Here is a 24,824-nt window from a genome sequence, read left to right as displayed (position 1 = left end):
GATCAATTTATCTTTGTATCTTTACCGATGATCTGGCGCACACCATCCTTTGTAAACGGCTGCACAAGCTGCGGCACAAAACCCTTCGCGATCTCACCCTTGATGCCGATATCGGTGGATGAGGGCCGGTCGGGGTTATGGTAGGAGCCGAAGATGATGTCGAAGATGACGAGGTTTTCGCCGTAATTGGTATTCCCTTCCGGAAGTTGTTTCGAATGGTGCCAGCGGTGCAGGCGCGGCGTGCTGAAGACATAATCGAGCAGCCCTGTTTTCATATCGACGTTGCAATGGGTCAAAATACCGATGAAGGCGGTCACCGCACCCAGCCACCAGAAAACCTGAAGCGGTGCGCCCATGAAATAAAGCGGTATCTGGCTGAGCGCGATCTTGAACAGGGAATCGGCCACATGGAACCGGCCCGTATTCACCACCCAGAGACGCACGACGCTGTGATGCAGCGCATGGAACCGCCAGAAAAAAACAGTTTCATGGGCGATGCGATGGGCCCAGTAGAGGCCGAATTCGGCAACCGTCACCGCAAGCGCGACCTGCACCACCATTGGCAGATGCGCTGGCCACAGGTCAAAGCGCATGGCCGCGAGCGGCTGCAGCACGTTTGCCGCCAGCATCGGGAAAATGGGAGATGCGGCTGCGGCAAGTTGCACGATCCCCTTGGTCAAAAGCGTATGGCCGATGCTGGTCATCGTCTCGCCATCCCCTTCGAGCCATTCGACCTCGTAGGGAATATAACGCTCGAGAAGAAAGAGAGCGATGACCGCACATGCATAAACACTGAGAAACGCTGCGATCGGATGGCTGCTCGTGAAGGCGAAGTAAGACCCTACGAGGCCGCCACCAAAAACGAGTGGCCAGGACGAATAGGACAGGGTCTGTTTCAGTATCTGCGCTTTTGCCATCACAATAAAATCCCGTACGGCATCATCCGTCTCTCACACCCGCGCAATCTCGCGGCTTCAAAGCAGCCCCTTACCCCGCACAACCTGCCCGACCGAATGACAGGCCAGGTCTTTATCACCTCGAGACGTTACACAAACATGGCACGGGAAGGTGCCGAGATGTTCAGCTCACTTTGATGGCAATATAAAGAAGCGTCAGCGCAATAACCCACAGCGCTATCCGCCCCCACCTGGTATGGCGCGCTTCCGCCCTGCCGATGGCTTCTGCGGTCTGGGCATCGAAACGCAAGCCGTTCTCGCTCATATACATCAGTTCGGAATGTAGCTTTTCCGTTTTGGCGGCTATCTCCGGCGCTGCCTCGGCGAGCTTGAGGGCAGCCTTCACGCCATCCTTCAGATCCGTGACGATGCGTTTCGGGCCGAGATTGTCCCTGATCCAGCCACTGACAACAGGATCAGCCGCCTTCCACATGTTGAAGCGTGGATTGAGCATGCGCGAGACGCCTTCCACCACCACCATGGTTTTTTGCAGCATCACGAGTTCTGGCCGCGTTTCCATGTCGAAAAGCTCCGTGACTTCAAAGAGAAGGGTCAGGAGCTTACCCATGGAGATCGTCTCGGCCGGTTGGCCGTGAATAGGCTCGCCGATGGCGCGGATCGCCTGTGCGAAACTCGCTATGTCGTGATGGCCCGGCACGTAACCGGCCTCGAAATGCACTTCCGCCACCCGCATGTAATCGCGCGAGATGAAGCCGTAGAGGATTTCGGCGAGAAAACGCCGTTCCTTTTTGCCGAGCCGTCCGGCAATCCCCATATCGACGGCGACTATCACGCCCTGCGGATCGACGAAAAGATTGCCGGGATGCATGTCGGCATGGAAAAAACCGTCGCGCAGGGTGTGCCGCAGGAAGGACTGGATCAGTGTGTCGGCAAGCTTGTTCAGGTCGTGACCGGCGGCCTTCAGGCCCTCGATATCCGACATCTTGACGCCGTCGATCCACTCCATGGTGACGACGTCACGACCGGTGCGTTCCCAGTCGACTTCGGGAACACGAAAACCGGGGTCTTGCCTGGTGTTTTCCGCAAGCTCGGAAAGGGCGGCGGCCTCAAGCCGCAGATCCATCTCGATCTTGGTCGTCTGCTCCAGCGTGCGCGTCACTTCGACCGGTCGCAGCCGACGGGCCGAACGGACAAAGCGCTGTTGCAGGTCGGCGATCAGATACATCGCCTCGAGATCGTTCTGGAAGCGTTGCCGCACGCCGGGACGGATCACCTTCACGGCAACTTTGCGGAGGCCGTTTGGCGTCTCCACCATGGCCGGGTGCACCTGCGCGATGGAGGCGGCTGCAATCGGATCGCCAAATTCCCTGTAGAGTTCAGAAACGGGCCGGCCGAGCGAACCTTCAATATTGGCTTTTGCCGCCGCAGGCGGGAAAAAGGCCATGCGGTCCTGAAGGCTTGCCAGATCGTCGGCAAATTCTGCCCCGACCACATCCGGCCGGGTGGCGAGAAACTGGCCCATTTTCACATAGGAAGGCCCAAGCCGCTCGACCGCCACAGCCAATCTGTCGCTGCGTTGCCTCTGTTTTGCCTTGCTGCGGGCAAAGGGCTTCAGCAACGCCTTCAATACCTGCGCGGGCGCAGGCAGATCGTCGGACGGCAGGGCGAGCACGACGCCTTCGCGCACGAGAACCCAACCAACCCTTGCGAGGCGGAAATATGCGCCCAAAGTGCTCATGCTTATGCTTGTCTCCTGCCTCTGCCGGCCATGGTCTTAGAGCTTCCAGCCGGAATGCAGGGCGGCGATGCCGCCGGTGTAATTGGTATAGGTCACACGGGAGAAACCGGCGGTGCGGATCATCGTCGCAAAATCCTCCTGATTGGGAAATTTGCGGATCGATTCGACCAGATACTGATACGGTTCAGCGTCGCCGGTGATCATCTTGCCGAATTGCGGAATGGCATTGAACGACCAGGCATCATAAACCCGATCCAGCAGCGGCATCTCGACTTCGGAAAATTCCAGCACCAGCAGCCGGCCACCGCGCTTCAGCACGCGATGCGCTTCCTTCAGCGCAACATCGATGCGCGGCACATTGCGAATGCCAAAGGCAATCGTATAGGCGTCGAAGCTGTTCGCCTCAAAGGGTAGCTCCTCGGCATTGGCCTCCACGAAGGTCAGATTGTCCGAAAGCTTCTTTTTAGCCGCGCGCTCTTCGCCAACGGCAAGCATCGAGCCGTTGATATCGAGAACGGTGGCATGCGCCAGACGGCTGGAAGCTTCGATGATCCGGAAGGCGATATCCCCTGTACCACCAGCCACGTCCAGAACCTTGTAGGAGGGATCCTTGCGCGGCGAAAGTGAGGAGACCATGGCGTCCTTCCACAGCCGGTGCAGGCCGGCCGACATGACGTCGTTCATGATATCGTAGCGCTTGGCCACCTTGTGGAAGACCTCGTTGACCATCCCCTGCTTCTGGCCTTCGTCCACCTTGTGGAAGCCATAGGACGTTTCCATGCCGCCTTGGGCAGTGGTACGGGCGTCGGTCATCGTCTGTCTCCATATTTATTGCGTGGCGGACCATAGCGGAAACGCCATGGCGACGCTATCTGTTGCCGCATCGCCTGGGCGCGACATTTCGCGTGCACTTTATAGACCACATGGTCCTAACGAAAAACTGCCGGATAAGCCAGATGCCAGAATTGCCAGAAGTCGAAACCGTCAGACGCGGCCTTGCTCCTGCCATGGAGGGGACAAGGGTTCGCAAGCTCCGCCTCGGCCGCCCCGACCTGCGTTTTCCATTTCCAGAGGATTTCGCGGAGCTTATCGAGGGGAAGACGATCGTCTCGCTCGGAAGACGGGCGAAATATCTTCTGATCGAGCTGGAGGACGGGCTGACGATCGTGTCCCATCTTGGCATGTCCGGCTCTTTCCGCGTGGAAGCGGAGGCCGATGCAGAAGGCAGCGTACCCGGCGTATTCCACCATCCCCGCTCGAAGGACGGCAAGCACGACCACGTCGTCTTTCATCTCGACAGGGGAGTTCAGCGTGTCTCCGTCATCTATAATGATCCGCGTCGCTTCGGCTTCATGCATCTGGTGGAGCGCAACAAGCTCGATCTTTATCCCGCCTTTGCGGAACTTGGCCCGGAGCCAACAGGCAATACGCTGAGCGCCGATTATCTCGCAAGCCGGTTCGACGGTAAAAGCCAACCGCTGAAAAGCACGCTGCTGGATCAGAAGGTCATTGCCGGCCTTGGCAATATCTATGTGTGCGAGGCGCTTTGGCGTGCGCATCTGTCGCCACTGCGGGCGGCAGGAACGCTGGTGACGAAAGCTGGCAAGCCCAAAGCACAACTCGTCGACCTGACGGAGAAAATTCGCGATGTCATCGCCGATGCCATCGCCGCCGGGGGCTCATCATTGCGCGACCACATACAGACGGACGGCACGCTTGGTTATTTCCAGCATTCCTTTTCGGTCTACGATCAGGAAGGTCAGCCTTGCCGGACACCCGGATGCGGGGGTACGGTCGAAAGGATCGTCCAGGCCGGCCGTTCGACATTCTATTGTGCCGCCTGCCAGAAGTGACATTGTTGGAGTACGAAAAAGGGGAGATTGCCGTGGATTATGAAACGATATTGGTTGAGAAACGCGACGAGGTGGGTGTCATCACCCTCAATCGTCCGAAGGCCCTCAACGCCCTCAATTCAGCGCTTCTGAAAGAGCTGCGGCACATTCTGTCTTCATTTTCGAACGATGATTCCATAGGAGCGATCATTATTACCGGCTCCGAAAAGGCCTTTGCCGCTGGCGCTGATATCAAGGAAATGCAGGGGCTGGATTTCGTTGACGCCTATGTCGGCGATTTCCTCGGCGGCTGGGACGAGGTGGCCGCGACCCGCAAGCCCGTGATCGCTGCAGTCTCGGGCTTTGCGCTAGGAGGCGGCTGTGAACTGGCAATGATGTGCGATTTCATCATCGCCTCCGAGACCGCAAAGTTCGGCCAACCGGAGATCACCCTCGGCGTTATCCCGGGCATGGGGGGCTCACAGCGGCTGACGCGGGCGGTCGGCAAGGCAAAGGCCATGGATCTGGTTCTGACCGGACGCATGATGGACGCGGCTGAAGCTGAACGCGCCGGTCTCGTCTCTCGCGTCGTGCCCGCTGCAAGTCTGATGGATGAGGCCATGGAGGCTGCAACGCGCATCGCCTCGCTGTCACGCGCCTCCGTGCTCATGGCCAAGGAAAGCGTCAATCGCTCCTTCGAGGTGCCGCTGTCGGAGGGCCTGAGATTTGAAAGGCGCTCCTTCCAGTCGCTGTTTGCCACGGCGGATCAAAAGGAGGGCATGGCGGCCTTCGTCGAAAAGCGCAAACCCGCTTTTCGGAATCGCTAAGGATTCGGAATATCGGCGCTTTTAAGCGTTTTGCGCGTTGACGGGCGTAAGCTTTAGCGGTATATGCCCGCCCACGGTTAAGGAAAGCCATCCGGCTTGTCCGAAATTACTCCCGCATTCTTGGGTTACCTGAGGTCTTCGAACGACCCGATCCTATGGTTGCGGAATTTGGTTTGAATTCGAAGAGAGGCATACATGGCCAATACAACTTCGGCGAAAAAGGCGACCCGCAAGATCGCTCGCCGTACCGCAGTCAACAAGGCTCGCCGTTCGCGCGTTCGCGGCTTCATTCGCAAGGTCGAGGAAGCAATCGCTACCGGTGATCTCGCTGTCGCTACCGAAGCTCTGAAGGCTGCCCAGCCAGAGATCCAGCGCGCAGCCACCCGCGGCGTCCTGCACGGCAACACCGCATCCCGCAAGGTGTCGCGTCTCGCCCAGCGCGTTAAGGCTCTTTCGGCCTAATCCGGCTAATCACAATTAACTATTCAGAAAGCCTGGTCTTTTGACCGGGCTTTTTGTGATTCTAACTGGCCGTTAACCATTGCCGTCGTAACGTGACAAACGCGTGTCAAACAGACGACAGGAAAATAAAAGTAAAATCAATATGTTATCGGAGGTCTTCTCGAGGATGGTAGGCTTTCTCTACGGAAGTCGCATCGAGATTTGAGTCAAGAAGATTTTTATTTTTTCGGTAAAAACGGCTCTTGGAAATCGCCAAAATTGAATCTCATTGATTCATAAGCGATTCTGCTTAGCACCCCTTCGGTGATGCAAAACGGCCTTTGCGAGTCAATGGCCGTTCTCCGTTTTTGCAGAAAAAACGCCATTGATCTCTACCCACGATCCTGCCTAAATGCATTTCAACAAGGGGTGCGGATCTCAGTCCACAGATTATCTCGATGATCGTCATCGGCGATATTCACCTTCTTGCTGGCGGTTCCTTCGGGGTCCGTTTTTTCAAGTCATGGAGCTTTTTGTGCCGTTTCGGTCTCGGAACGGGATGGGTTCTTTTGTCTTCAAGAATGCGCCTTAAGGTTGTAGCGAAAGGAGCGTTTTTAGCGTGTCGCATGCCTCTCTATGAGGGGGAGGAAAAAGGGATAACCGACTCGCAAACGGGTAAGAGCTCTGGTGTTCTTTCGAGGGGGACACTGGGGGCATAAATAAACGAGGGGGATCCCTGACGATCGATCTTTGATCGTCAGGCTATGATTGGCAATTTGAAAGGCGGCAATATGCAATTGAATTTGGCGATGGGTGCGGTGGCTGATGGGGACCGCGCACCAAAGGCATGTGATGCAGCTTGCTCAGACGCGGCAGGGGACAAATCGGCTGTGACGCACGATGCGCTATTTGAACGTTTCAGCGCGCGGCTCAAGGCACAGGTTGGCCCGGAGGTCTATGCAAGCTGGTTCGCACGGCTCAAACTCCATTCTGTTTCGAAAAGCGTCGTCCGTTTTACAGTTCCGACGACTTTTTTGAAGTCCTGGATCAACAACCGTTATATGGATCTGATCACGAACCTCGTTCAAAGCGAGGACCCGGATGTGCTGAAGGTGGAGATTCTGGTCCGCTCGGCCAGCCGCCCGGTGCGCCCGGCCCAGATCGATGACAAGGCGCAGCCCGCTGCGGATGCCGGTGCAGCGCCACGTAACAAGTCCTTTATTCCGTCGCAGCCGGCCGCGGCCCCCGTGGCGCAGCCTGCCGCAGTGCAGTCTACCATGCGCCAGGGCGGGTCAGGGCCGTTGTTCGGTTCGCCGCTCGACACACGCTTCACCTTCGATACCTTTGTCGAAGGCTCGTCCAACCGCGTCGCACTTGCGGCGGCAAAGACGATTGCCGAAGCCGGTGCGGGTGCCGTGCGGTTCAATCCGCTGTTCATTCACGCGGGTGTTGGCCTCGGCAAGACACATCTTCTGCAGGCGATTGCCAATGCGGCGATTGACAGCCCGCGCAATCCGCGCGTGGTCTATCTGACGGCGGAATACTTCATGTGGCGGTTTGCGACCGCAATCCGCGACAATGATGCGCTGACGCTGAAGGACACGCTGCGTAACATCGACCTGCTCGTCATTGATGACATGCAGTTCCTGCAGGGCAAGATGATCCAGCACGAATTCTGCCATCTGCTCAACATGCTGCTCGACAGCGCCAAGCAGGTCGTGGTCGCAGCTGATCGTGCGCCATGGGAGCTGGAATCGCTCGATCCGCGTGTCCGTTCCCGCCTTCAGGGTGGTATGGCCATCGAAATCGAAGGTCCTGACTACGACATGCGCTACGAGATGCTGAACCGTCGCCTCGGCTCGGCCCGTCAGGACGATCCGTCCTTCGAGATTTCGGATGAGATCCTGACCCATGTGGCGAAAAGCGTGACGGCAAGCGGTCGCGAGCTGGAGGGCGCCTTCAACCAGCTGATGTTCCGTCGCTCTTTCGAGCCGAACCTCTCGGTCGACCGTGTCGATGAGCTGCTGTCGCATCTCGTCGGAACGGGTGAAGCCAAGCGTGTCCGTATCGAGGATATCCAGCGCATCGTCGCCAAGCACTATAATGTGTCACGGCAGGAGCTGGTGTCCAACCGCCGCACCCGCGTCATCGTCAAACCGCGCCAGATCGCCATGTATCTCGCCAAGATGCTGACGCCGCGTTCCTTCCCGGAGATTGGTCGCCGGTTCGGAGGTCGCGATCACACCACGGTTCTGCATGCCGTGCGCAAGATCGAGGAACTGATCTCTGGCGACACCAAGCTCGGCCATGAGGTCGAGCTGCTGAAGCGCCTGATCAACGAAAACAACGCATGAAAAAAGCGGCCTCAGGGCCGCTTTTTTATTCTCATCTTGCTCTATGGCTCGTACAAGGCGCGCTGATGTCAGCAGGCGAGATCAGCCACCACGGCATCCAGAATAAGCATGCCTGATGGTGTGCAGCGCAGGCGGGAATTGCCGAGCCTCTCCACGAAACCGTGCTGAAGAAGAAACTCTTCCTTTTCCGGGTCGAGGTCGCGGCCGGAAAGGTCGCTCCAGCGGGCGAGGTCGATGCCCTCGCGCAGGCGAAGTCCCATCAACAGCAATTCGTCGGCCTGCTCGTCGACGCCAAGCAGTTCTTGATCGATCATGCCATGGCCCTCCCGTTCGACGGCTTCCAGCCAAGTCTCGGGGTGGCGTTCGGTGGCCGTTGCGAGCTTGGAAGCGCCACGCGTCAGGCGTCCATGTGCGCCGGGGCCAATGCCGGCATAATCGCCGTAGCGCCAGTAGGTGAGGTTATGGCGGCTTTCGGCGCCGGGCCGGGCATGGTTGGAGACCTCATAGGCCGGCATGCCGTAACGTTCGGTGATTTCCTGCGTCGCCTCATAAAGCACGGCCGAATGTTCGCCGTCGGGCACGATGAGCTTGCCGGCCTTGTGCAGGCCATAAAAGGGCGTGCCTTCTTCGATTGTCAGCTGATAGAGCGACAGATGGTCGACGGCGTAGGAGACGGCTTCCTTTAGCTCGGCGTCCCATTCCGCCACCGTCTGGTTCGGCCGGGCATAGATGAGGTCGAAGGACATGCGCGGAAAAATCTCCCGCGCCAGCCGGATGGCTTTCAACGCGTCGGCGACATCATGCAGCCGTCCGAGGAATTTCAGGTCGCGGTCATTCAGCGCCTGCACGCCGAGGGAGACACGGTTTACTCCCGCCGCGCGATAACCGCGAAACCGTTCGGCCTCGACGCTGGAGGGATTGGCCTCCATGGTGATCTCGATTCCATCGGGCACATGCCAGAAACGCGCAACGCCATCCAGCAACGCGCCAACCGTCTGCGGGTCCATCAGCGAGGGCGTGCCGCCGCCCATGAAGATGCTGGTGACGACGCGCGGGCCGCTCAGCGACCGCATATGTTCCATTTCCCGCAGGAAGGCAGCCGTAAACCGCTCCTGGTTCACCGGGCGGTGGCGGACATGGCTGTTGAAGTCGCAATAGGGGCACTTGGCCGCGCAGAAGGGCCAGTGCAGATAGATCCCGAAACCGGGATCGCCCGTATCCGGCAGAAGCGATGCGCCGGGGGCAGAAAGTTGATGCTCCCCGACCATCGGGTTTATGCCTCCAGGCAGGTTTCTACGAATTTTTTAAAGGCGCGCGCCCGATGCGACAGCGCAAAGCTGTCGCCGTGCTTCCAGCCGTGTTTCTCTTCCGCCGTCATCTCACCGAATGTGGTGTCGTAACCCTCGGGTTTGAAGATCGGATCATAACCAAACCCGCTGGTCCCGCGCGGCGGCCATACGACTGTGCCTTCCACCTCTCCACGGAAATATTCGACATGGCCGTCTGGCCAGGCGAGGCACAGCACGCTGACGAAACGGGCCGTGCGATCTTCCGGCTTTGAGGCGCCGCATTCGGAAAGCGCATCCTCGACCTTCTGCATCGCCATGGCGAAGTCGCGCGTGCCGTCAGCCGTCTCCGCCCAATTGGCGGTATAGACACCGGGCGCACCGTCAAGCGCGTCGATGACAAGCCCGGAATCGTCAGACAGGGCAGGCAGGCCGGACGCCTTGGCGGAAGCAAGCGCCTTGATGGCGGCATTTTCCTCGAAGGTGGTCCCGGTTTCGTCAGGCTCGACAAAATTGAGCTCGGCCGCCGATTTGGCGGAGAAACCGAAAGGCCCGATCAGATCGGCGATTTCGGCGATCTTGCCCTTGTTGTGGCTGGCGACGACGATCGTTCTGGTCTCGAGCTTGCGCATGGTACTTTCCTGTCGGCTCAGGCGATCGCCTGTTTCTGAAGGGCGACCAGCTCGCTGCAGCCGGCCTTGGCGAGACCGAGCAGCGTCAGGAATTCTTCTTCGGAAAAGGGCGCGCCTTCAGCTGTTCCCTGAACCTCGACGATGCCGCCCGAGCCGGTAATGACGAAATTCGCGTCGGTCTCGGCAGAAGAATCCTCGAGATAGTCGAGATCGATCACCGGCTGGCTGGCGAAGATACCGCAGGAGATCGCGGCGATATGGTCCTTCAGAACCTTCTCGACCTTGATCATGTTGCGGGTTTCCATCCACTTCAGGCAATCATGCAGCGCAATCCATGCGCCGGTAATGGAGGCGGTGCGGGTGCCGCCATCGGCCTGGATGACATCGCAGTCGATACTGATCTGGCGCTCGCCAAGTGCCTGCAAGTCAACGACCGCGCGCAACGAACGGCCGATAAGACGCTGGATTTCCTGGGTTCGACCGCCCTGTTTGCCGGAGGCAGCCTCGCGCTTCATACGCTCATGGGTGGAACGCGGCAGCATGCCATATTCGGCGGTGACCCAGCCCTTGCCGCTGTTGCGCAGCCACGGTGGCGTCTTTTCTTCAAGACTTGCGGTAACGAGCACATGCGTGTCGCCAAACTTCACGAGACAGGAGCCCTCGGCATGCTTCGAGAAATTGCGCTCGAAGGAAACCTTGCGCATCTGGTCGGTTTTTCTGCCTGAAGGCCGCATATGATCCACTCTCCATGTTGGTTCCTGCCTTCTAAGACGCGGGCCGTTCTTTTGCAAAGCCAATTTCCATTTTGCCGGAGCCGCGCGACGCATTATATTAGCCACGACAGGATACAGACGACAAAGAACGGACGAGATGGGTTTTTCTGCACCGCTTTCAAAAGATCAGGCATCCCTGCTGGATGAACGGTCGCGGGAAATTTTCCGGCGCATCGTCGAAGGCTATCTCGATACGGGCGAACCGCTCGGGTCGCGCAGTCTGTCGCGACTTCTGCCGATGTCGCTTTCGCCTGCTTCCGTTCGCAATGTCATGAGCGATCTTGAAGAGCTGGGCCTCATCTATTCGCCGCATATCAGCGCCGGGCGCTTGCCCACGCAGACGGGATTGCGCTTTTTCGTCGATGCCTTCATGCAAGTGGGCGATCTGCCCGCCGAGGAAAGGGCCAGTATCGATCGCCAGATCGGGCCCGTCGCTGGCCACGAGCAATCGCTGGACGGATTGCTGACAGAGGCGAGCCGTATGCTCTCGGGCATGTCGCGCGGTGCGGGGCTCGTGCTGACCGCGAAAAACGACGTTATTCTGAAACATGTGGAATTCATCCGCTTGGAGCCGACCAAGGCACTTGCCGTGCTGGTGGGCGACCATAATCAGGTGGAGAACCGCATCATCGAGTTGCCGGCGGGCATTTCCTCGTCGCAACTGACCGAGGCGGCGAATTTCATCAATGCCCACCTGTCGGGCCAGACGCTGCAGGAACTGCGCAGCCAGTTTCAGACGCAGCGGGCGGAACTTCAGTCGGAACTCGGCACGCTGGCACAGGACCTCGTCGAGCGCGGCCTTGCCATGTGGGCTGGCGACAGCGAGGACGGCAAGCTTGGCCGCCTCATCGTGCGTGGTCGCTCCAACCTGCTGGAGGGACTTGCCGGTGAAGAAGACATCGACCGGGTCCGGTTGCTGTTCGATGATCTCGAGCGCAAGGAAAACCTCATCGAAATCCTCAATCTTGCTGAAAGCGGGTCAGGCGTGAGGATTTTCATCGGTTCGGAAAACAAGCTGTTTTCGCTGTCCGGCTCCTCGCTGATCGTCGCGCCCTATCGCGATGAGGACAATCGAGTCGTGGGTGCGGTCGGCGTCATTGGCCCGACGCGGCTGAATTATGCCCGTATCGTGCCAATGGTGGATTACACCGCACAGATCATGGCGCGCCTTTCCCGCAAGCAGCGATAGGGCGGCCCCCGGGTCCCCCAAGAGATTGCGGCAAGCTTTTCGCCGCAAGCCTTGATTTTTGCCCGTCAAAGCTCGATATCGGGCGCAACCACTAACTGTCTAATCTGGAGAACGTCATGACCGACGATACAAAAAAGCCCGGACCTGACGCGGACGTCGCGGAAGAGTTTGTCGAACCTGCCCAGGCAGGTGAAGAACAGGCCGAAACGGCAGAGCCCGATCCGGTGGAGGTGCTCAAGGCTGAGAACGCCGATCTGCGCGATAAATTCCTGCGCCTTGCCGCCGAGATGGACAATCTTCGCCGCCGCACCGAGCGTGATGTCAAGGATGCCAAGGCCTATTCGATGGCTGCCTTTGCACGCGATATGCTTGCCGTTTCCGATAATCTTCGCCGCGCGCTGGAAGCCATTCCCGATGAGCTCAAGACCAATGGCGAAGCCGGTCTCAACGGCCTGATTGAGGGCGTGGAGATGACCGAGCGGTCAATGCTGTCGACGCTGGAACGCCACGGCGTGAAGAAGATCGATGCCGAGGGCCAGAAGTTCGACCCGAATTTCCACCAAGCCATGTTTGAAATTCCCAACACGGCCGTTCCCAACAACACCGTATTGCAGGTGATTCAGGCCGGTTTCACCATTGGCGACCGCGTTTTGCGCCCCGCTATGGTCGGTGTCTCCAAGGGCGGCCCGAAGGCGGAAGCTGCTGCCTCGGCCGAACCGGGCACCGCGTCCGTGAACGAAAAAGACGCTTGAGGACATCCGTTTGGATGTAACGAAAAACGCGCCTTCTGGGCGCGTTTTTTATTGCCATTAACTGGGAAAGAAGGCCTGCCGTCAGGCAGCCGTCGCCTGTTCCTGATTAAGGAACGCGTATATTGCGGTGTCGGAATCGGTAGCACGCAGCTTGGCCACCAGTTCAGGGTCGCGCAGGGCCCGCGCAATGCGCGAAAGAGCCTTCAGATGATCGGCGCCGGCGCCCTCCGGTGCGAGCAGAAGAAATACGAGATCGACGGGCTGATCGTCCAGTGCCTCGAAATCAACCGGCGTTTCAAGACGCGCGAAAACCCCGGTGATCTGCTGAATGCTGTTAAGCTTGCCATGCGGAATGGCAATGCCGTGGCCGACACCAGTCGAACCGAGCTTTTCACGCTGGAGGATGACGTCGAAAACTTCCCGTTCCGAGACTCCGGTAATTCTGGCTGCCTTTGCGGCCAGCTCCTGAAGCAACTGCTTTTTGGAATTCACCTTGAGGGCGGGAATAATCGCATCTTGTTGCAGCAGATCTGCCAACGCCATTCTCTTTTTCCTTCATGCCATCGAGAGAGGTGGGGGACAGAGGCGCTTTCGCGCTCTGCCTCCCACGTCTTGTCAGACTGTTCAGCTCTTGATCGTTTCCGCGTCGATCCAGCCAATATTGCCGTCATGACGTCGGTAGACGATGTTGAGATATTCCTTGCCCGGGCTGCGGAACAGCAGAACCGGTTCGTCCGTCATGTCGAGCGCCATCACGGCGCTGGCGACAGACATGGTCTTAATCTGTTTCGAACTTTCGGCCACAATGGTGGGTGCGTAATCCTCAGGGACCTCATGGTCCTCATCGGGAATAGCATCCATGACCGTGTAAGCGATTTCCTGCGACACACCGTTCGCACCATTGTGGTGGTCTTTCAGCTTGCGCTTGTAGCGACGCAGGCGCTTCTCGATCCGCTCTGCGGCGGCGTCGAAGCTCGCCTGCGGATCATTTGCCTGACCCGCCGCATGCAATACAACACCGGTATCGAGATGCAGCTTGCAATCGGCCGCAAAACGCGATCCGGACTTCTCCACCGTCACCTGGCCTGAATACCCCCCATCGAAGTATTTGGTAACTGCCAGACCTATATTGTCCTCAATCCGCTGACGGAAAGATTCACCGATCTCCATATGTTTACCAGATACACGCACACTCATGGAAATTTTCCTTTTTGTAGTGATTTGCGAGTACCAGCTTACGTCAAGCCGCGCGCGCATCCAAGCGTTTCGAAGACCTTAAAAAGCCCTCATTCGAATTTTACGCCCATGGACGGTGGAGGTGAATCCGTTACAAATGACCTTGCTTACGTGTGCGGCGGGCTTCTAGCCCCTGCCGTTGAAAGAGTCAATGGTGCGGCAAAAAACCGCTGCGAAAGTGATCGGGTACCCCGATTAGAAAGCGGAGAGCTTGGCCATAGCCTTCTTCTCCCGGCGCCTCTGCACCGAAGAGGGAATATTCATCGCTTCGCGATATTTCGCAACGGTCCGGCGGGCGATATCGATGCCGCCCTTTTTCAGATTGTCGACGATATCATCGTCGGAAAGCACCGCATCGGCTGCTTCCTGGGCGATCATGGCCTTGATGCGGTGACGAACCGCTTCGGCGGAGTGGCTGTCTCCGCCCTCCACTGCGCTGATCGATACGCTGAAGAAATATTTGAGCTCGAACAGCCCACGCGGCGTGAGCATGTACTTCTTGGACGTCACCCGGCTGACGGTGGATTCATGCATCTTGATGGCGTCGGCCACCGTCTTGAGGTTCAGTGGGCGCAGATGATCGACGCCGTTGACGAGGAAGGCATCCTGTTGGCGGACGATTTCCGTCGCCACCTTCATGATTGTGCGGGCGCGCTGGTCGAGGCTGCGGGTCAGCCAATGGGCCGTCTGCATGCATTCGGATAGAAAATCCTGATCTTCGCCGGCACGCGCCTTGTGTTTCGACACCTCGGCGAAGTAGCTCTGGTTGATAAGCACGCGCGGCAGGGTCTCGGGATTGATTTCCACCAGCCAGCCGCCGGCGGAGGAGGGACGAACGATGATATCGGGAACAATGGTTTCCGAAACCATCGAGTCGTAACCCGCACCGGGACGGGGATTGAGCGTGCGGATTTCGGCCAGCATATCGAGAAGGTCTTCCTCATCGACACCGCAGATTTTCTTCAGGGTCGCGAAATCCCGTTTCGCAAGCAGTTCCAGATTGTCGATAAAGGCCCGCATCGCCGGGTCCAGCCGATCCTTTTGCGCGAGCTGGATTGCCAGGCACTCGCTGAGAGAGCGGGAAAAGACGCCCGGTGGGTCAAAGCTCTGGAGTGTCCTCAGCACCTCCTCGACTGATGAAGGACTTGTGCCCAGCCGCTCGGCGACATCCTCGACGGCGTCGGCAGCGATGTATCCCGTCTCGTCAAGCTGGCCGATCAGCGCATCGGCAATCATCCGGTCTTCTGCGGCAGCTATGGCGAGGGGCAATTGTTGATTGAGATGGTCGCTGAGGCTCTGCCTGGCAGCAACGAAGTCGTCGAGGTCATAACTTTCCCCCGATTCCTGCCCGGGCATCGACTTCCATTGGCCCGCCAGTTCAGGAGCATCGGCTTTTCTGGGCTCTGCATCGTCAGGAAAGACATTTTCGAAGCTGGTATCCAGCTGCTCTCCGAGATTGGCCGCCCGATCGCCATACCAGTCGTCGCTGTCGGCGGTGACATCAGGTGATCTCTCCGCACCATCGCCATCCGCGTCGCCGAAACTTTCCGCGTCTAGGGGTGCATCGCTGCCCAAATCACTGTCGTTTGCTGCAATTTCCAGCAGCGGATTACGCTCCACTTCCTGCGCAATGAACTGCGTCAGCTCGAAATGCGTCATCTGAAGCAGCTGGATCGACTGCATCAGTTGCGGTGTCATCACGAGAGACTGGTTTTGACGCAGCAAAAGGCTGGCAGACAATGCCATGGCGGACGCGAAACTCCCTTTACAGCTTCTCCGGCGCCTGATTTTCCAAAAATTTTACTGAGACGACGGAACTTGGCCCAAAAATTGCTTTTTTATTTTGTTTGGTCAAGCGTCAGCGCGGGGCGCGATGAAGAATCTTTCGCGCCCACCATCCTAAAGGCTGAAATTGTTACCGAGATAAAGCCGTCTTACGTCCGGATTATTCACGATGTCGTCAGGGCGGCCGTGCGTCAGGACCTCACCAGCGTGGATGATGTAAGCGCGGTCGATGAGGCCCAGTGTCTCACGCACATTGTGGTCGGTCACCAGAACGCCGATGCCGCGGGCTGTGAGGTGCCTCACCAGATTCTGAATGTCGCTCACCGAAATCGGATCGACGCCGGCAAAAGGCTCGTCGAGCAGCATGAATGTCGGATCGGTCGCAAGGGCGCGTGCGATTTCCAGGCGGCGGCGTTCACCACCCGAAAGCGCGACGGCAGGCGATTTGCGCAGCTGCGCGATATGAAACTCTTCCAGCAACTCATCGAGCTTGCGGTTGCGTTTCGCCGAGTCAGGCTCATGCACTTCGAGCACGGCGCGGATGTTTTCCTCAACGGTAAGGCCGCGGAAAATCGATGCTTCCTGCGGTAGGTAACCAACGCCAAGGCGCGCGCGTCGGTACATCGGCATCGTGGTCACATCATTGCCGTTAATGGCGATCTTGCCGGTATCGACGGGAACCAGACCCGTAATCATGTAGAAACAGGTGGTTTTACCGGCGCCGTTGGGACCAAGCAGCCCGACGGCCTCACCGCGACGCACGACAAGCGAAACGCCGTTGACGACGCGACGGGTATTGTACGTCTTGGTCAGGCCATGCGCGATTAGCGTTCCCTCATACGGGGTTTTATCGGCCGTTGAGGCGGCAGCTGCGGCTCGGCTGCGCCCGCCGCCGAATATCTTTGAGATGGAAGCTATGTTCACGAGAAACTACTGTTTTTTCTGCGACTTCGGATCAAGCATGATCCGAACGCGACCGCCGCAAGCATCGAGCTTTGCCTGCCCCGTCTCCATGAAAACCGTCAATTTGCAGCCGGTAAAGACATTGGTACCCTCGGAGAGGACCACCTGCTTGCCGGTGAGGATGAATGTCTGGCTCGCCATGTCGAATTCGCCGTGATCAGCGGTCGCATTTTGCGTGCCTGAGGTCAGGTAAACGTTGTTGTCGACGAAGATCTTTTCGATCTGGGCGTTGCCACCGGTCAGCGACGCGCCTTGACCGGCATAGTTGACCGTCATCTTGCCGGCTTGCAACGTCGTCGTGCCCTGCACAACCTTCACGTTTCCGGTGAAATAGGCCTTGCGCTCCTGGTCTCTAACCTCCGCCTGATCGCTGTCGATCGTGATCGGCTCGTCGCTTGACAGCTTGACGCCCTGCATATTGCTGGTCGTGCTCTGTGCAACTGCGGCGGTAGCAAGACAGGAAAAAATCAGGCCCGCATAAGCGATGCCTGCATATTTGCCAAGGGTAACGGGACGGGACATTTGCATCATCTGGACCGGGCTCTCACTTGCCTTCATTTTTAATATTGGATGCAGCGATACGTGCCCGTACCTGCCCCGAAAATACGATGGTTTTGCCATTATCGGCGATATCAATCGATTGCGCAACAATCGACCCGTCGTTTGTTTTGATTGAGACAGGGTCCTTGCTGCTCATTTTTCCGGCCTTCAGATCGACATCTGCGGACTGGAACTTCGCTTGTATGCCATTGCTGAGATTGATGTCAAAAGGGGCCGTCATCGTCAGCTTGTTCGTGGCCCTGTCAAAAACGCCTTCCTTCGCGATCACCTGCGCAACGCCGTCGTTGACCGGCACCGCCGCAAGAACCTTCTCCAAGGTCATGAGATTGGGGTTCGCAATGTCCTGCAACGCCCGGTCCGCGTTCATGGAGTAATCAATCCCCTTCTCGTTGCGGCCTGCAACGGCAGGTTTTTCCATCACGATCTTCCCGTCTTCGATCCTCGCGCTTTCCAGCGAGACATTTTCAGGCGCCCAGGTTCGAATAACCGAGACCGCGATGAAGACGAGCGAAATAATCACCGCGCTGACCGGAAGAATGATCTTCAGGCGCTTAACGCGCGCGGAATGGCGAAGAGCCACGCCGTAGGCGCGGTCGTGGTCATTCGGCAACGGAAATGCTGGCGCGGCTTCGCGGAGTCTTTCAAGCATAAGAGTGGGTCCGGAACGCTTCCTCAGCACAGCCAATCGGGCCCGCACCAGAAGCTACTGTCGTGAACAATCTTTTTGGCACGAGTGCCATGCCCTGCCAATATGGTTTTTATCGGGAGAGGCGCAAGGGAAATGCTAATATAATTGTATTTCCGGTTTCCTATTGTTTCCTTGCGGCTTCGCGCTAGAAGTTCCATATGGCCAGAAACGCAAAAGCGGACGATAGAGGTTTTGATGGACAATATGGCGATAGCGGATCGCAGGCGGCTGCGCCGCAAGTTGACTTTCTGGCGTGTTGCCGCCGTTCTGCTGCTTGTCGCGGGCGCCTTTGGCCTCTATCGGGTCTTCTGGGAAGGGCCTCCGCAGAGCGCGAGACCGCATATCGCCCGGGTCGAAATCACCGGCCTGATCACCGACAATACCGAACTTCTTGAACGGCTCGACAAGATCGCCGAGAGCGATAACGTCAAAGGCCTGATCGTCTCCATTTCCTCGCCCGGTGGCACGACTTATGGCGGTGAGCGCATATTCAAGGCCATCAGGGCTGTGGCGGAAAAGAAGCCTGTTGTCTCCGATGTCCGCACGCTTGCAGCGTCGGCAGGATACATGATCGCATCGGCGGGTGACGTCATCGTCGCCGGGGACACCTCCATCACCGGCTCGATCGGGGTGATTTTCCAGTATCCGCAACTCGGCCCGTTGCTGGAAAAGCTCGGCGTCTCGCTGCAGGAAATCAAGTCATCGCCCATGAAAGCCGAGCCTTCGCCGTTCCATGATGCGCCGGAGGAAGCCAAGACGATGATCCGCGCCATGGTGATGGATAGCTATGGCTGGTTTGTCGATCTTGTGGCCGATCGCCGCAAGCTGCCGCGCGAGGACGTGTTGAAACTGGCCAATGGATCGATCTACACCGGCCGTCAGGCGCTTGCCAACAAGCTGGTCGATACGCTGGGCGGCGAAAAGGAGATTCGCGCCTATCTCGAAACCCGTGGTGTGGCAAAGGATCTGCCGATCGTCGAATGGCGTGCGCCGTCGTCGAATTCGCCTTTTGCGCTGTTCAGTGTTGCGCAAATAGCAAAGTTTCTGGGATACGACGATTTAATTCCCTTTGCGGGGGCTGGCCAGCTCGGAGCGGACAAGTTGTTTCTTGACGGTCTTGTTTCCGTTTGGCAGGTTGAGCCGCGTTAAAAATCCAATTCTTTCAGGGGGCAACCGTGATCAAGTCTGAACTGGTGCAGATCGTTGCTGCGCGTAACCCGCACCTTTATCACCGCGATGTGGAAAACATCGTCAATGCGGTGCTGGATGAAATCACCGATGCCCTGGCCGCAGGAAACCGCGTCGAGCTTCGTGGTTTCGGCGCATTCTCCGTCAAAAACCGTCCTTCCCGTTCCGGGCGGAACCCGCGCACGGGTGAGTCGGTTTTCGTCGAGGAAAAATGGGTGCCTTTCTTCAAGACGGGCAAGGAACTGCGCGAACGCCTCAATCCCGGTATGGGTGACGAAGAGGACGATTGACCGCCCTTGGAGCCCGGCGATTAAGAATGTGCCGGTCGTGCGTTTGCAGTGATGGAGTATTGTCGGATGTCGAAAAAAATCATCAACCTCATCATTCTGCTGCCCCTGGCGATCATCCTCGTCATCCTCTGCGTCGCCAATCGACAGTCCGTGACGCTGGCACTTAATCCCTTCCGGCCGGATGACGGGGTTCTGTCCTTCACGGCGCCCTTCTTTGTTTTCCTCTTTCTGGCGGTCATTTTTGGTGTCCTGCTGGGGTCGGCGGCCACATGGGTCGCTCAGGGAAAACACCGCAAACGCGCCCGTATCGAGGCCAGGGAAGCCATTCGCTGGCATGATGAGGCGAACCGTCAAAAGGCGGCAACGGGCGGCGCCGTACCGAACGCGGGACAGCTCCCGGCAGAGTGATGGTGCCGAGAATTGTTGTGGCTCTGGTAGAGCGGCGTTCGGGATGCTATTTGCTGCGCAATAAGACGCGGGCATAAGCGGAAAGATTCCATTGAAGAAAAAAGACAGCCGACCGGGCACGCGCGCGCGGGCCGGGGCCGATAAGAAGCAGATTAACGCCGCGAAGCCGGCACGCAGACCGGATGCAGCGCCGAAAAAGCGTGAGCCCGACGCCGTGCGCAGCACGCCAAAAGCGCCGGCGAAGGAAAAGGTCAGTATAGCATCAGCCGTAGAACAGGTGCCCGCACGTCCTCTCAAGGAGCGCAGCGGGATTTTGCCTGCCGAGCAGGTTCCCGTCATTCTCGAATCAAGCGGTGCCGGTGATTTTCACCTGATTGACAGCGGCAACGGCCTGAAGCTTGAACAATATGGTGATTACCGCGTGGTCCGTCCGGAGGCCCAGGCGCTGTGGAAACCCTCTGTTCCGGACCGCGTGTGGCAGAATGCCGATGCCATCTTCACCGGCGATACGGATGAAGACGGCATGGGTCGCTGGCGTTTCCCGAAAGCGGCGCTCGGCGAGACCTGGCCCCTGTCGTTGCTCGGCGTCAATTTTCTCGGCCGGTTCACCGCATTCCGCCATGTCGGCGTTTTCCCCGAACAGATCGTCCACTGGGAATGGCTGAAACATGCGGTCGAGACGGCCGACCGGCCGCTGAAGGTTTTGAACCTCTTCGGCTACACCGGTGTCGCCTCGCTTGTTGCGGCGGCGGCCGGGGCTGAAGTGACCCATGTGGACGCGTCGAAGAAGGCAATTGGCTGGGCGAAGGAAAACCAGTCGCTCGCAGGATTGGAAAATGCGCCAATTCGTTGGATCTGCGAAGACGCGATGAAGTTCATCCAGCGGGAAGAACGTCGTGGCAACACCTACGACATCATCCTCACCGATCCGCCAAAGTTCGGCCGCGGCACCCATGGCGAAGTCTGGCAGCTGTTCGACCATCTGCCGCTGATGCTCGATATCTGCCGGGAAATCCTCTCGCCCAAGGCGCTAGGCCTGGTACTGACTGCCTACTCCATCCGGGCCAGCTTCTATTCGATGCATGAACTGATGCGCGAAACGATGCGCGGCGCGGGCGGCACTGTTGCGTCTGGAGAACTGGTGATTCGCGAGGCCGGGCTAGACGGCAAAACGCCGGGCCGCGTTCTTTCTACATCGCTGTTCAGCCGCTGGGAGCCGAAATGATGAAGGACATGCGCGAAAACACCACGCGACGCGTTGGCCAGGTCAAGGAAGTGACGAGTCTTGCCAATCCCATCATCAAGGATATCAAGGCACTGACCCAGAAAAAGGGCAGGGAAGAGACGGGCACTTTCATGGCTGAAGGCCTGAAACTGGTCATCGACGCCCTTGAGCTTGGCTGGACGATCAAGACCCTGGTTTACGCCAAAGCCGCCAAGGGCAAGCCTCTGGTGGAGCAGGCGGCGGTAAAGACCGTGGCCTCGGGCGGTCTCGTACTCGAAGTCAGCGAAAAGGTCGTCGCCTCGATCACCCGCCGCGACAATCCGCAGATGGTGGTCGGCATTTTCGAACAGAAATGGAAGCCGCTGAAGGATATCCGAGCGGAAAAGGGCGAGACCTATATCGCGCTCGACCGGGTGCGCGATCCCGGAAATCTCGGCACCATCATTCGCACGGCGGATGCGGCGGGCGCTTCAGGTGTCATTCTGGTCGGCGATTGCACCGATCCATTTTCGCTGGAGACGGTGCGCGCCACCATGGGCTCGGTCTTTGCCACGCCGGTCGCTCGTGCCTCCGTCGATGAATTTCTGGCCTGGAAAAAATCGGCTGGCGTCAGTGTTGTTGCCACGCATCTTGCCGGTTCGGTCGATTATCGAAAGATCGACTATGCTGGCAAACCGGTCGTGATCCTGATGGGTAACGAGCAATCCGGCCTCCCGCCGGAACTCGCCGGCAAGGCGGACCAACTGGCGCGCATTCCCCAGCAGGGCCGTGCCGATAGTCTCAATCTCGCCATCGCAACCGCCGTCATGCTGTTTGAAGCACGGCGACATCTCCTCGAACTGGCACCGGTGACGTAATGGCCAAAGCGGCATTGTTCTCGAAATTCGGTCCTGCTTTTGCGCTGATCGTCGCCGCACTGGTGCTGGACCAGGTCGTCAAGCAGCTGGTTGAGGCCTATCTGCCGCTGCAACAGATGGTGCCCGTCGCTCCGTTCCTTGCGCTCTACCGGACCTACAATCTCGGTGTTGCCTTTTCGATGCTCGAAGACATGCATGGCTGGTTCATCGTCAGCATGCGCCTCGTCATCGTGGTCTTCGTTCTGTGGCTGTGGCGCAAGACGGCAGCGGACCGTACCTTCGCCCATCTCGGCTTTGCCTTCATTATTGCAGGTGCCGCCGGCAATCTTCTCGACCGGTTTTTTTACGGCCACGTCATCGACTACATCCTGTTTTACACTGAGACTTGGTCTTTCGCCGTTTTCAATCTCGCAGACAGTTTCATAACCATCGGCGCAGCTTGCGTTATCCTTGACGAAGTTTTGCACGCCCGGGCAGCCAAAACGTAAAATTTTAGGGTTGCCGCCAAACATATCAAAACCGCTGCCGTGGTAGCGGTTGAGCATGAGCGAACTGGCAAGACTGCGGCAAAAAGTTTCGGATGGGCTTGGCCTGGCCGCCACGGCGGAGCAGGCGGCAGATCGCATCGATACCACGCCGCGACGAGCGGACGAGGATCATGCGATCCATGCCAGCTCTGTAGCGCTCCACATCGCCATATCCTTATCCGTTGGAGGCTTTGTCGCGGCCCTGGTTGCACTTGCAGTGCCCTATGCGACGACCGTCGGCCTGGCAGTCTTCTTTGGCTTGCTGCTCGTCGGCCTCCTTGTCTACGCGCTCTTTCGCACGCCTCCTCAGCGGCCGTTTACTCAGGTCGCGGAATCCGATCTCAGGCTCCGGCAGACGCAAAACCGATCGTTGATCGCGGAGATGCAGGAATCCATGGGCGACATTGTCGTGATCCGTGACATGAACCGGCGCATCGTCGAGGCGAACCGGATCTTTCGCGACATGACCGGTTGTGCGGTGCCGGAAGGATTAAGCTGCGAGGAAATCGGTATTGCTTTCCGTCCGGGTGAGAAGGTTCACGCCTATGATGTCGAGATCGCGACGCCGTTCGGTCAGCGCATCTTTTCCTGGCATGATGTCGTGACGCGTGATCTTTCAAGTAGCCGACTTATGATCAGCAGCATCGCGAGAGACGTGACCGAGGAGCGGCTTGCGCTCGCCGAGCGGGAAGACGCCCGGTTACGAGCCGAAAAGGCCGATGCGGTTAAGGCAAGGCTGCTTGCCACGGTCAGCCACGAGATCCGGCTGCCGCTTTCCGGCATGCTCGGCATGAACCATCTTCTGTCCCAGACCAAACTCAACGAAGAACAGCGCAATTATCTGGATGGCATGCGGCAGTCCGGCCAGTCGCTGGTGCAACTGGTCGAGGATCTCCTGGATTATTCGACACTCGAGGCAGGTCGCTTCAGGCTCAATCCGCGCGCTGAAAATCTGCGCCGGCTGATCGAGAGCGTCGTTGAGATGCTGGCCCACCGCGCGCACGAAAAGGGCATCGAAATCGCCTCCTTCGTAACGCCTGATGTGCCCGATCATCTCGATTTCGATCCGGCAAGGCTCCGGCAGGTTCTCTTCAATCTCATCGGCAACGCCGTCAAATTCACGCGGGAAGGCGGGGTGGTCGTCAGGGTGCACATGGTTGGCGGGGAATTATACATCGGCGTTGAAGATACCGGTCCTGGCATGAGCGAGGCGGAGCAGAAACGCATCTTTGGCGAGTTCGAGCAGGCCGGGCCTGTATCGCAGCAAAGCGCTGGCACGGGTCTTGGCCTCGCAATTTCCGCCCGCATCGTGCGCGAATTCGGTGGCAGCCTCACGGTTTCCAGCCGAAAAGGAAAGGGGAGCACCTTTAAGCTGACGTTCCGGCCGGCTGGCGCTCCTGCCGAGATGGTGGATGTCGGACGGCGTGGGTGCCTGCGGCATACGAATGTCCTCCTCATCGCGCCGGAAGGTGTGGCGGCAGGGGTGACCATGGAGGCGATCAAAGCGCTCGGGGGACGATGCCAGCTCATCCACCAGCCAGGTGATCTTGAAAGGCTGCGAAACGACGCCACCGTGCAGGCGGAGGGGCTTACCGATATCATTGTCGACCGGCGTATTTCACCGCTGTTCAGGGATGCACTTAAGGATTGGCCACACCAGGATGTTCGCCGTACGCTGCTGGTCAGCCCGGAAGAGCGCCCCTCGACAATGCATGTATCCTTCGACGCCTGGTTGATCCGGCCGCTGCGCGAAAAATCCCTGATCGACGTCCTGTGCGGCCGTCTGCGCGGGATCGAGCGTCGGGATGCGATCAACGACAACCATCCGGATGTGGGATTTTCCTCGCGCGTCATGAAAGACCCGACGGGCGGCATTGAGATCCTCGTTGCCGAAGACGACGCCGTCAACCAGCGCATCGTCCGCGCTGTTCTGGAAAAAAACGGTTATGTCGTTCGTCTTGTCGAAGACTTCGAGGGGCTCCGGCACTCTTTGGAACCGGGCGCGCGCCGTTTGCCTGATCTCATCATATCCGATCTCAATATGCCGGGCGGTGAGGGGATGGACGTGCTTCCCGAGCTTTTGCGGAGCATGGAGGCCGACAGAAGTATTCCCGTCATTGTACTGAGCGGCGATGCGACGACTGCGACCGCTGAAAAGCTGCTGACAGCCGGCGCCGGCGCCGTGCTTGCCAAGCCTGCCGATCCAGGCCGGCTGGTTGAGGAAATTCACCGGCTACTGAAGGCAAAACGTCCGTCGCTAATATGAAACGGCGGACTCGCGCTGGTCGCATTTTGTCACTATTCTGTCGTCAAATAGTGATTTATGACAGGAAAATTCTTTGGTGGCGGAGCGAT

General features: G+C 58.3%; 25 protein-coding genes. 13 read left to right on the top strand and 12 right to left on the bottom strand.

All coding sequences use genetic code 11. The annotated features are described in order from the left end of the window. Nucleotides 1–2: 2 nt before the first annotated feature. From AT6N2_RS08980 to ubiE, 3 genes are all read right to left on the bottom strand, one after another. Entirely contained in the window at nucleotides 3–917 is a 915-nt protein-coding gene (locus tag AT6N2_RS08980; RefSeq protein WP_209085855.1) for a sterol desaturase family protein, read from the bottom strand. Between the two features lie 163 nt (nucleotides 918–1,080). Continuing rightward, complete coding sequence (gene ubiB, locus AT6N2_RS08975) at nucleotides 1,081–2,655, bottom strand: 2-polyprenylphenol 6-hydroxylase (protein ID WP_209085853.1); 1,575 nt, start codon at nucleotides 2,653–2,655, stop codon at nucleotides 1,081–1,083. A 36-nt stretch (nucleotides 2,656–2,691) separates the two neighbouring features. Continuing rightward, complete coding sequence (gene ubiE / locus AT6N2_RS08970) at nucleotides 2,692–3,468, bottom strand: bifunctional demethylmenaquinone methyltransferase/2-methoxy-6-polyprenyl-1,4-benzoquinol methylase UbiE (protein ID WP_209085850.1); 777 nt, start codon at nucleotides 3,466–3,468, stop codon at nucleotides 2,692–2,694. A 143-nt stretch (nucleotides 3,469–3,611) separates the two neighbouring features. On the opposite strand from ubiE, the gene mutM reads away from it, so the two are divergent. From mutM to dnaA, 4 genes are all read left to right on the top strand, one after another. Beyond that, nucleotides 3,612–4,508 carry a bifunctional DNA-formamidopyrimidine glycosylase/DNA-(apurinic or apyrimidinic site) lyase gene (gene mutM, locus AT6N2_RS08965; protein ID WP_209085848.1) on the top strand — a complete coding sequence of 299 codons (897 nt, stop codon included), beginning with the start codon at nucleotides 3,612–3,614 and terminating at the stop codon, nucleotides 4,506–4,508. 32 nt (nucleotides 4,509–4,540) lie between these two features. Beyond that, nucleotides 4,541–5,314 carry an enoyl-CoA hydratase gene (locus tag AT6N2_RS08960; RefSeq protein ID WP_209085845.1) on the top strand — a complete coding sequence of 258 codons (774 nt, stop codon included), beginning with the start codon at nucleotides 4,541–4,543 and terminating at the stop codon, nucleotides 5,312–5,314. 195 nt (nucleotides 5,315–5,509) lie between these two features. Beyond that, nucleotides 5,510–5,776, top strand: coding sequence for a 30S ribosomal protein S20 (rpsT, locus tag AT6N2_RS08955; RefSeq protein WP_006310170.1), 267 nt, complete (start codon nucleotides 5,510–5,512; stop codon nucleotides 5,774–5,776). A 770-nt stretch (nucleotides 5,777–6,546) separates the two neighbouring features. Continuing rightward, nucleotides 6,547–8,109 carry a chromosomal replication initiator protein DnaA gene (dnaA, locus tag AT6N2_RS08950; RefSeq protein WP_209085842.1) on the top strand — a complete coding sequence of 521 codons (1,563 nt, stop codon included), beginning with the start codon at nucleotides 6,547–6,549 and terminating at the stop codon, nucleotides 8,107–8,109. Nucleotides 8,110–8,177: 68 nt separating this feature from the next. On the opposite strand, the gene hemW is transcribed toward dnaA, so the two are convergent. Genes hemW through rph form a run of 3 tightly spaced genes read right to left on the bottom strand, consistent with a single transcriptional unit; the run spans nucleotide 8,178 to nucleotide 10,761 of the window. Continuing rightward, nucleotides 8,178–9,377, bottom strand: coding sequence for a radical SAM family heme chaperone HemW (gene hemW / locus AT6N2_RS08945; RefSeq protein ID WP_209085840.1), 1,200 nt, complete (start codon nucleotides 9,375–9,377; stop codon nucleotides 8,178–8,180). 5 nt (nucleotides 9,378–9,382) lie between these two features. Then, nucleotides 9,383–10,027: an RdgB/HAM1 family non-canonical purine NTP pyrophosphatase gene (gene rdgB / locus AT6N2_RS08940; RefSeq protein WP_209085838.1), complete on the bottom strand. Its 645-nt coding sequence runs from the start codon at nucleotides 10,025–10,027 to the stop codon at nucleotides 9,383–9,385. Nucleotides 10,028–10,044: 17 nt separating this feature from the next. Further along, nucleotides 10,045–10,761 (bottom strand): ribonuclease PH, encoded by a 717-nt coding sequence (gene rph, locus AT6N2_RS08935; RefSeq protein ID WP_063949523.1) that lies wholly within the window; start codon nucleotides 10,759–10,761, stop codon nucleotides 10,045–10,047. A gap of 136 nt (nucleotides 10,762–10,897) precedes the next feature. On the opposite strand from rph, the gene hrcA reads away from it, so the two are divergent. Both hrcA and grpE read left to right on the top strand, forming a co-directional pair. Continuing rightward, nucleotides 10,898–11,989 (top strand): heat-inducible transcriptional repressor HrcA, encoded by a 1,092-nt coding sequence (gene hrcA / locus AT6N2_RS08930; RefSeq protein WP_209085809.1) that lies wholly within the window; start codon nucleotides 10,898–10,900, stop codon nucleotides 11,987–11,989. A 116-nt stretch (nucleotides 11,990–12,105) separates the two neighbouring features. Next, nucleotides 12,106–12,741 (top strand): nucleotide exchange factor GrpE, encoded by a 636-nt coding sequence (grpE, locus tag AT6N2_RS08925; protein ID WP_063949525.1) that lies wholly within the window; start codon nucleotides 12,106–12,108, stop codon nucleotides 12,739–12,741. 81 nt (nucleotides 12,742–12,822) lie between these two features. Here grpE and ptsN read toward each other — a convergent pair whose 3' ends face one another. The 6 genes from ptsN to lptC all read right to left on the bottom strand — a co-directional run bounded on the left by ptsN (nucleotide 12,823) and on the right by lptC (nucleotide 17,935). Continuing rightward, nucleotides 12,823–13,284 (bottom strand): PTS IIA-like nitrogen regulatory protein PtsN, encoded by a 462-nt coding sequence (gene ptsN, locus AT6N2_RS08920; protein ID WP_004439537.1) that lies wholly within the window; start codon nucleotides 13,282–13,284, stop codon nucleotides 12,823–12,825. An 81-nt stretch (nucleotides 13,285–13,365) separates the two neighbouring features. Next, the gene (gene hpf / locus AT6N2_RS08915; protein ID WP_003520085.1) at nucleotides 13,366–13,938 is read right to left on the bottom strand and encodes a ribosome hibernation-promoting factor, HPF/YfiA family; all 573 of its coding nucleotides are present in this window, start codon (nucleotides 13,936–13,938) and stop codon (nucleotides 13,366–13,368) included. Between the two features lie 234 nt (nucleotides 13,939–14,172). Beyond that, nucleotides 14,173–15,723 carry an RNA polymerase factor sigma-54 gene (gene rpoN / locus AT6N2_RS08910; protein WP_209085806.1) on the bottom strand — a complete coding sequence of 517 codons (1,551 nt, stop codon included), beginning with the start codon at nucleotides 15,721–15,723 and terminating at the stop codon, nucleotides 14,173–14,175. Between the two features lie 153 nt (nucleotides 15,724–15,876). Continuing rightward, nucleotides 15,877–16,686: an LPS export ABC transporter ATP-binding protein gene (gene lptB / locus AT6N2_RS08905; RefSeq protein ID WP_209085798.1), complete on the bottom strand. Its 810-nt coding sequence runs from the start codon at nucleotides 16,684–16,686 to the stop codon at nucleotides 15,877–15,879. A gap of 6 nt (nucleotides 16,687–16,692) precedes the next feature. Then, entirely contained in the window at nucleotides 16,693–17,256 is a 564-nt protein-coding gene (locus tag AT6N2_RS08900) for an LptA/OstA family protein (RefSeq protein WP_063949527.1), read from the bottom strand. Between the two features lie 13 nt (nucleotides 17,257–17,269). Beyond that, nucleotides 17,270–17,935, bottom strand: a complete 666-nt coding sequence (lptC, locus tag AT6N2_RS08895) for an LPS export ABC transporter periplasmic protein LptC (protein ID WP_063949528.1) — start codon at nucleotides 17,933–17,935, stop codon at nucleotides 17,270–17,272. A gap of 234 nt (nucleotides 17,936–18,169) precedes the next feature. On the opposite strand from lptC, the gene sppA reads away from it, so the two are divergent. The 7 genes from sppA (at nucleotide 18,170) to AT6N2_RS08860 (ending at nucleotide 24,735) form a co-directional block, all read left to right on the top strand. Further along, a complete protein-coding gene (gene sppA / locus AT6N2_RS08890) occupies nucleotides 18,170–19,123 on the top strand; it encodes a signal peptide peptidase SppA (protein ID WP_209085796.1) in 954 nt (317 codons plus the stop codon). A gap of 26 nt (nucleotides 19,124–19,149) precedes the next feature. Further along, the gene (locus AT6N2_RS08885) at nucleotides 19,150–19,452 is read left to right on the top strand and encodes an integration host factor subunit beta (protein WP_003493505.1); all 303 of its coding nucleotides are present in this window, start codon (nucleotides 19,150–19,152) and stop codon (nucleotides 19,450–19,452) included. 66 nt (nucleotides 19,453–19,518) lie between these two features. Then, entirely contained in the window at nucleotides 19,519–19,860 is a 342-nt protein-coding gene (locus tag AT6N2_RS08880; RefSeq protein ID WP_209085794.1) for a LapA family protein, read from the top strand. Nucleotides 19,861–19,951: 91 nt separating this feature from the next. Further along, a complete protein-coding gene (locus AT6N2_RS08875) occupies nucleotides 19,952–21,085 on the top strand; it encodes a class I SAM-dependent methyltransferase (protein WP_209085791.1) in 1,134 nt (377 codons plus the stop codon). Further along, nucleotides 21,082–21,942, top strand: a complete 861-nt coding sequence (locus AT6N2_RS08870) for a TrmH family RNA methyltransferase (protein WP_209085788.1) — start codon at nucleotides 21,082–21,084, stop codon at nucleotides 21,940–21,942. The genes AT6N2_RS08875 and AT6N2_RS08870 overlap by 4 nt, the downstream gene beginning before the upstream one ends. Further along, a complete protein-coding gene (lspA, locus tag AT6N2_RS08865) occupies nucleotides 21,942–22,430 on the top strand; it encodes a signal peptidase II (RefSeq protein WP_063949533.1) in 489 nt (162 codons plus the stop codon). The genes AT6N2_RS08870 and lspA overlap by 1 nt, the downstream gene beginning before the upstream one ends. A 55-nt stretch (nucleotides 22,431–22,485) precedes the next feature. Next, the gene (locus AT6N2_RS08860) at nucleotides 22,486–24,735 is read left to right on the top strand and encodes a hybrid sensor histidine kinase/response regulator (protein ID WP_209085785.1); all 2,250 of its coding nucleotides are present in this window, start codon (nucleotides 22,486–22,488) and stop codon (nucleotides 24,733–24,735) included. The last annotated feature ends 89 nt before the right edge of the window (nucleotides 24,736–24,824 follow it).

The organism is Agrobacterium tumefaciens (assembly GCF_017726655.1).
GTDB lineage: Bacteria > Pseudomonadota > Alphaproteobacteria > Rhizobiales > Rhizobiaceae > Agrobacterium > Agrobacterium tumefaciens_B.
The sequence above is the reverse complement of the archived record's forward strand: the minus strand, read 5'-3'. Positions and strand labels throughout refer to the sequence as shown.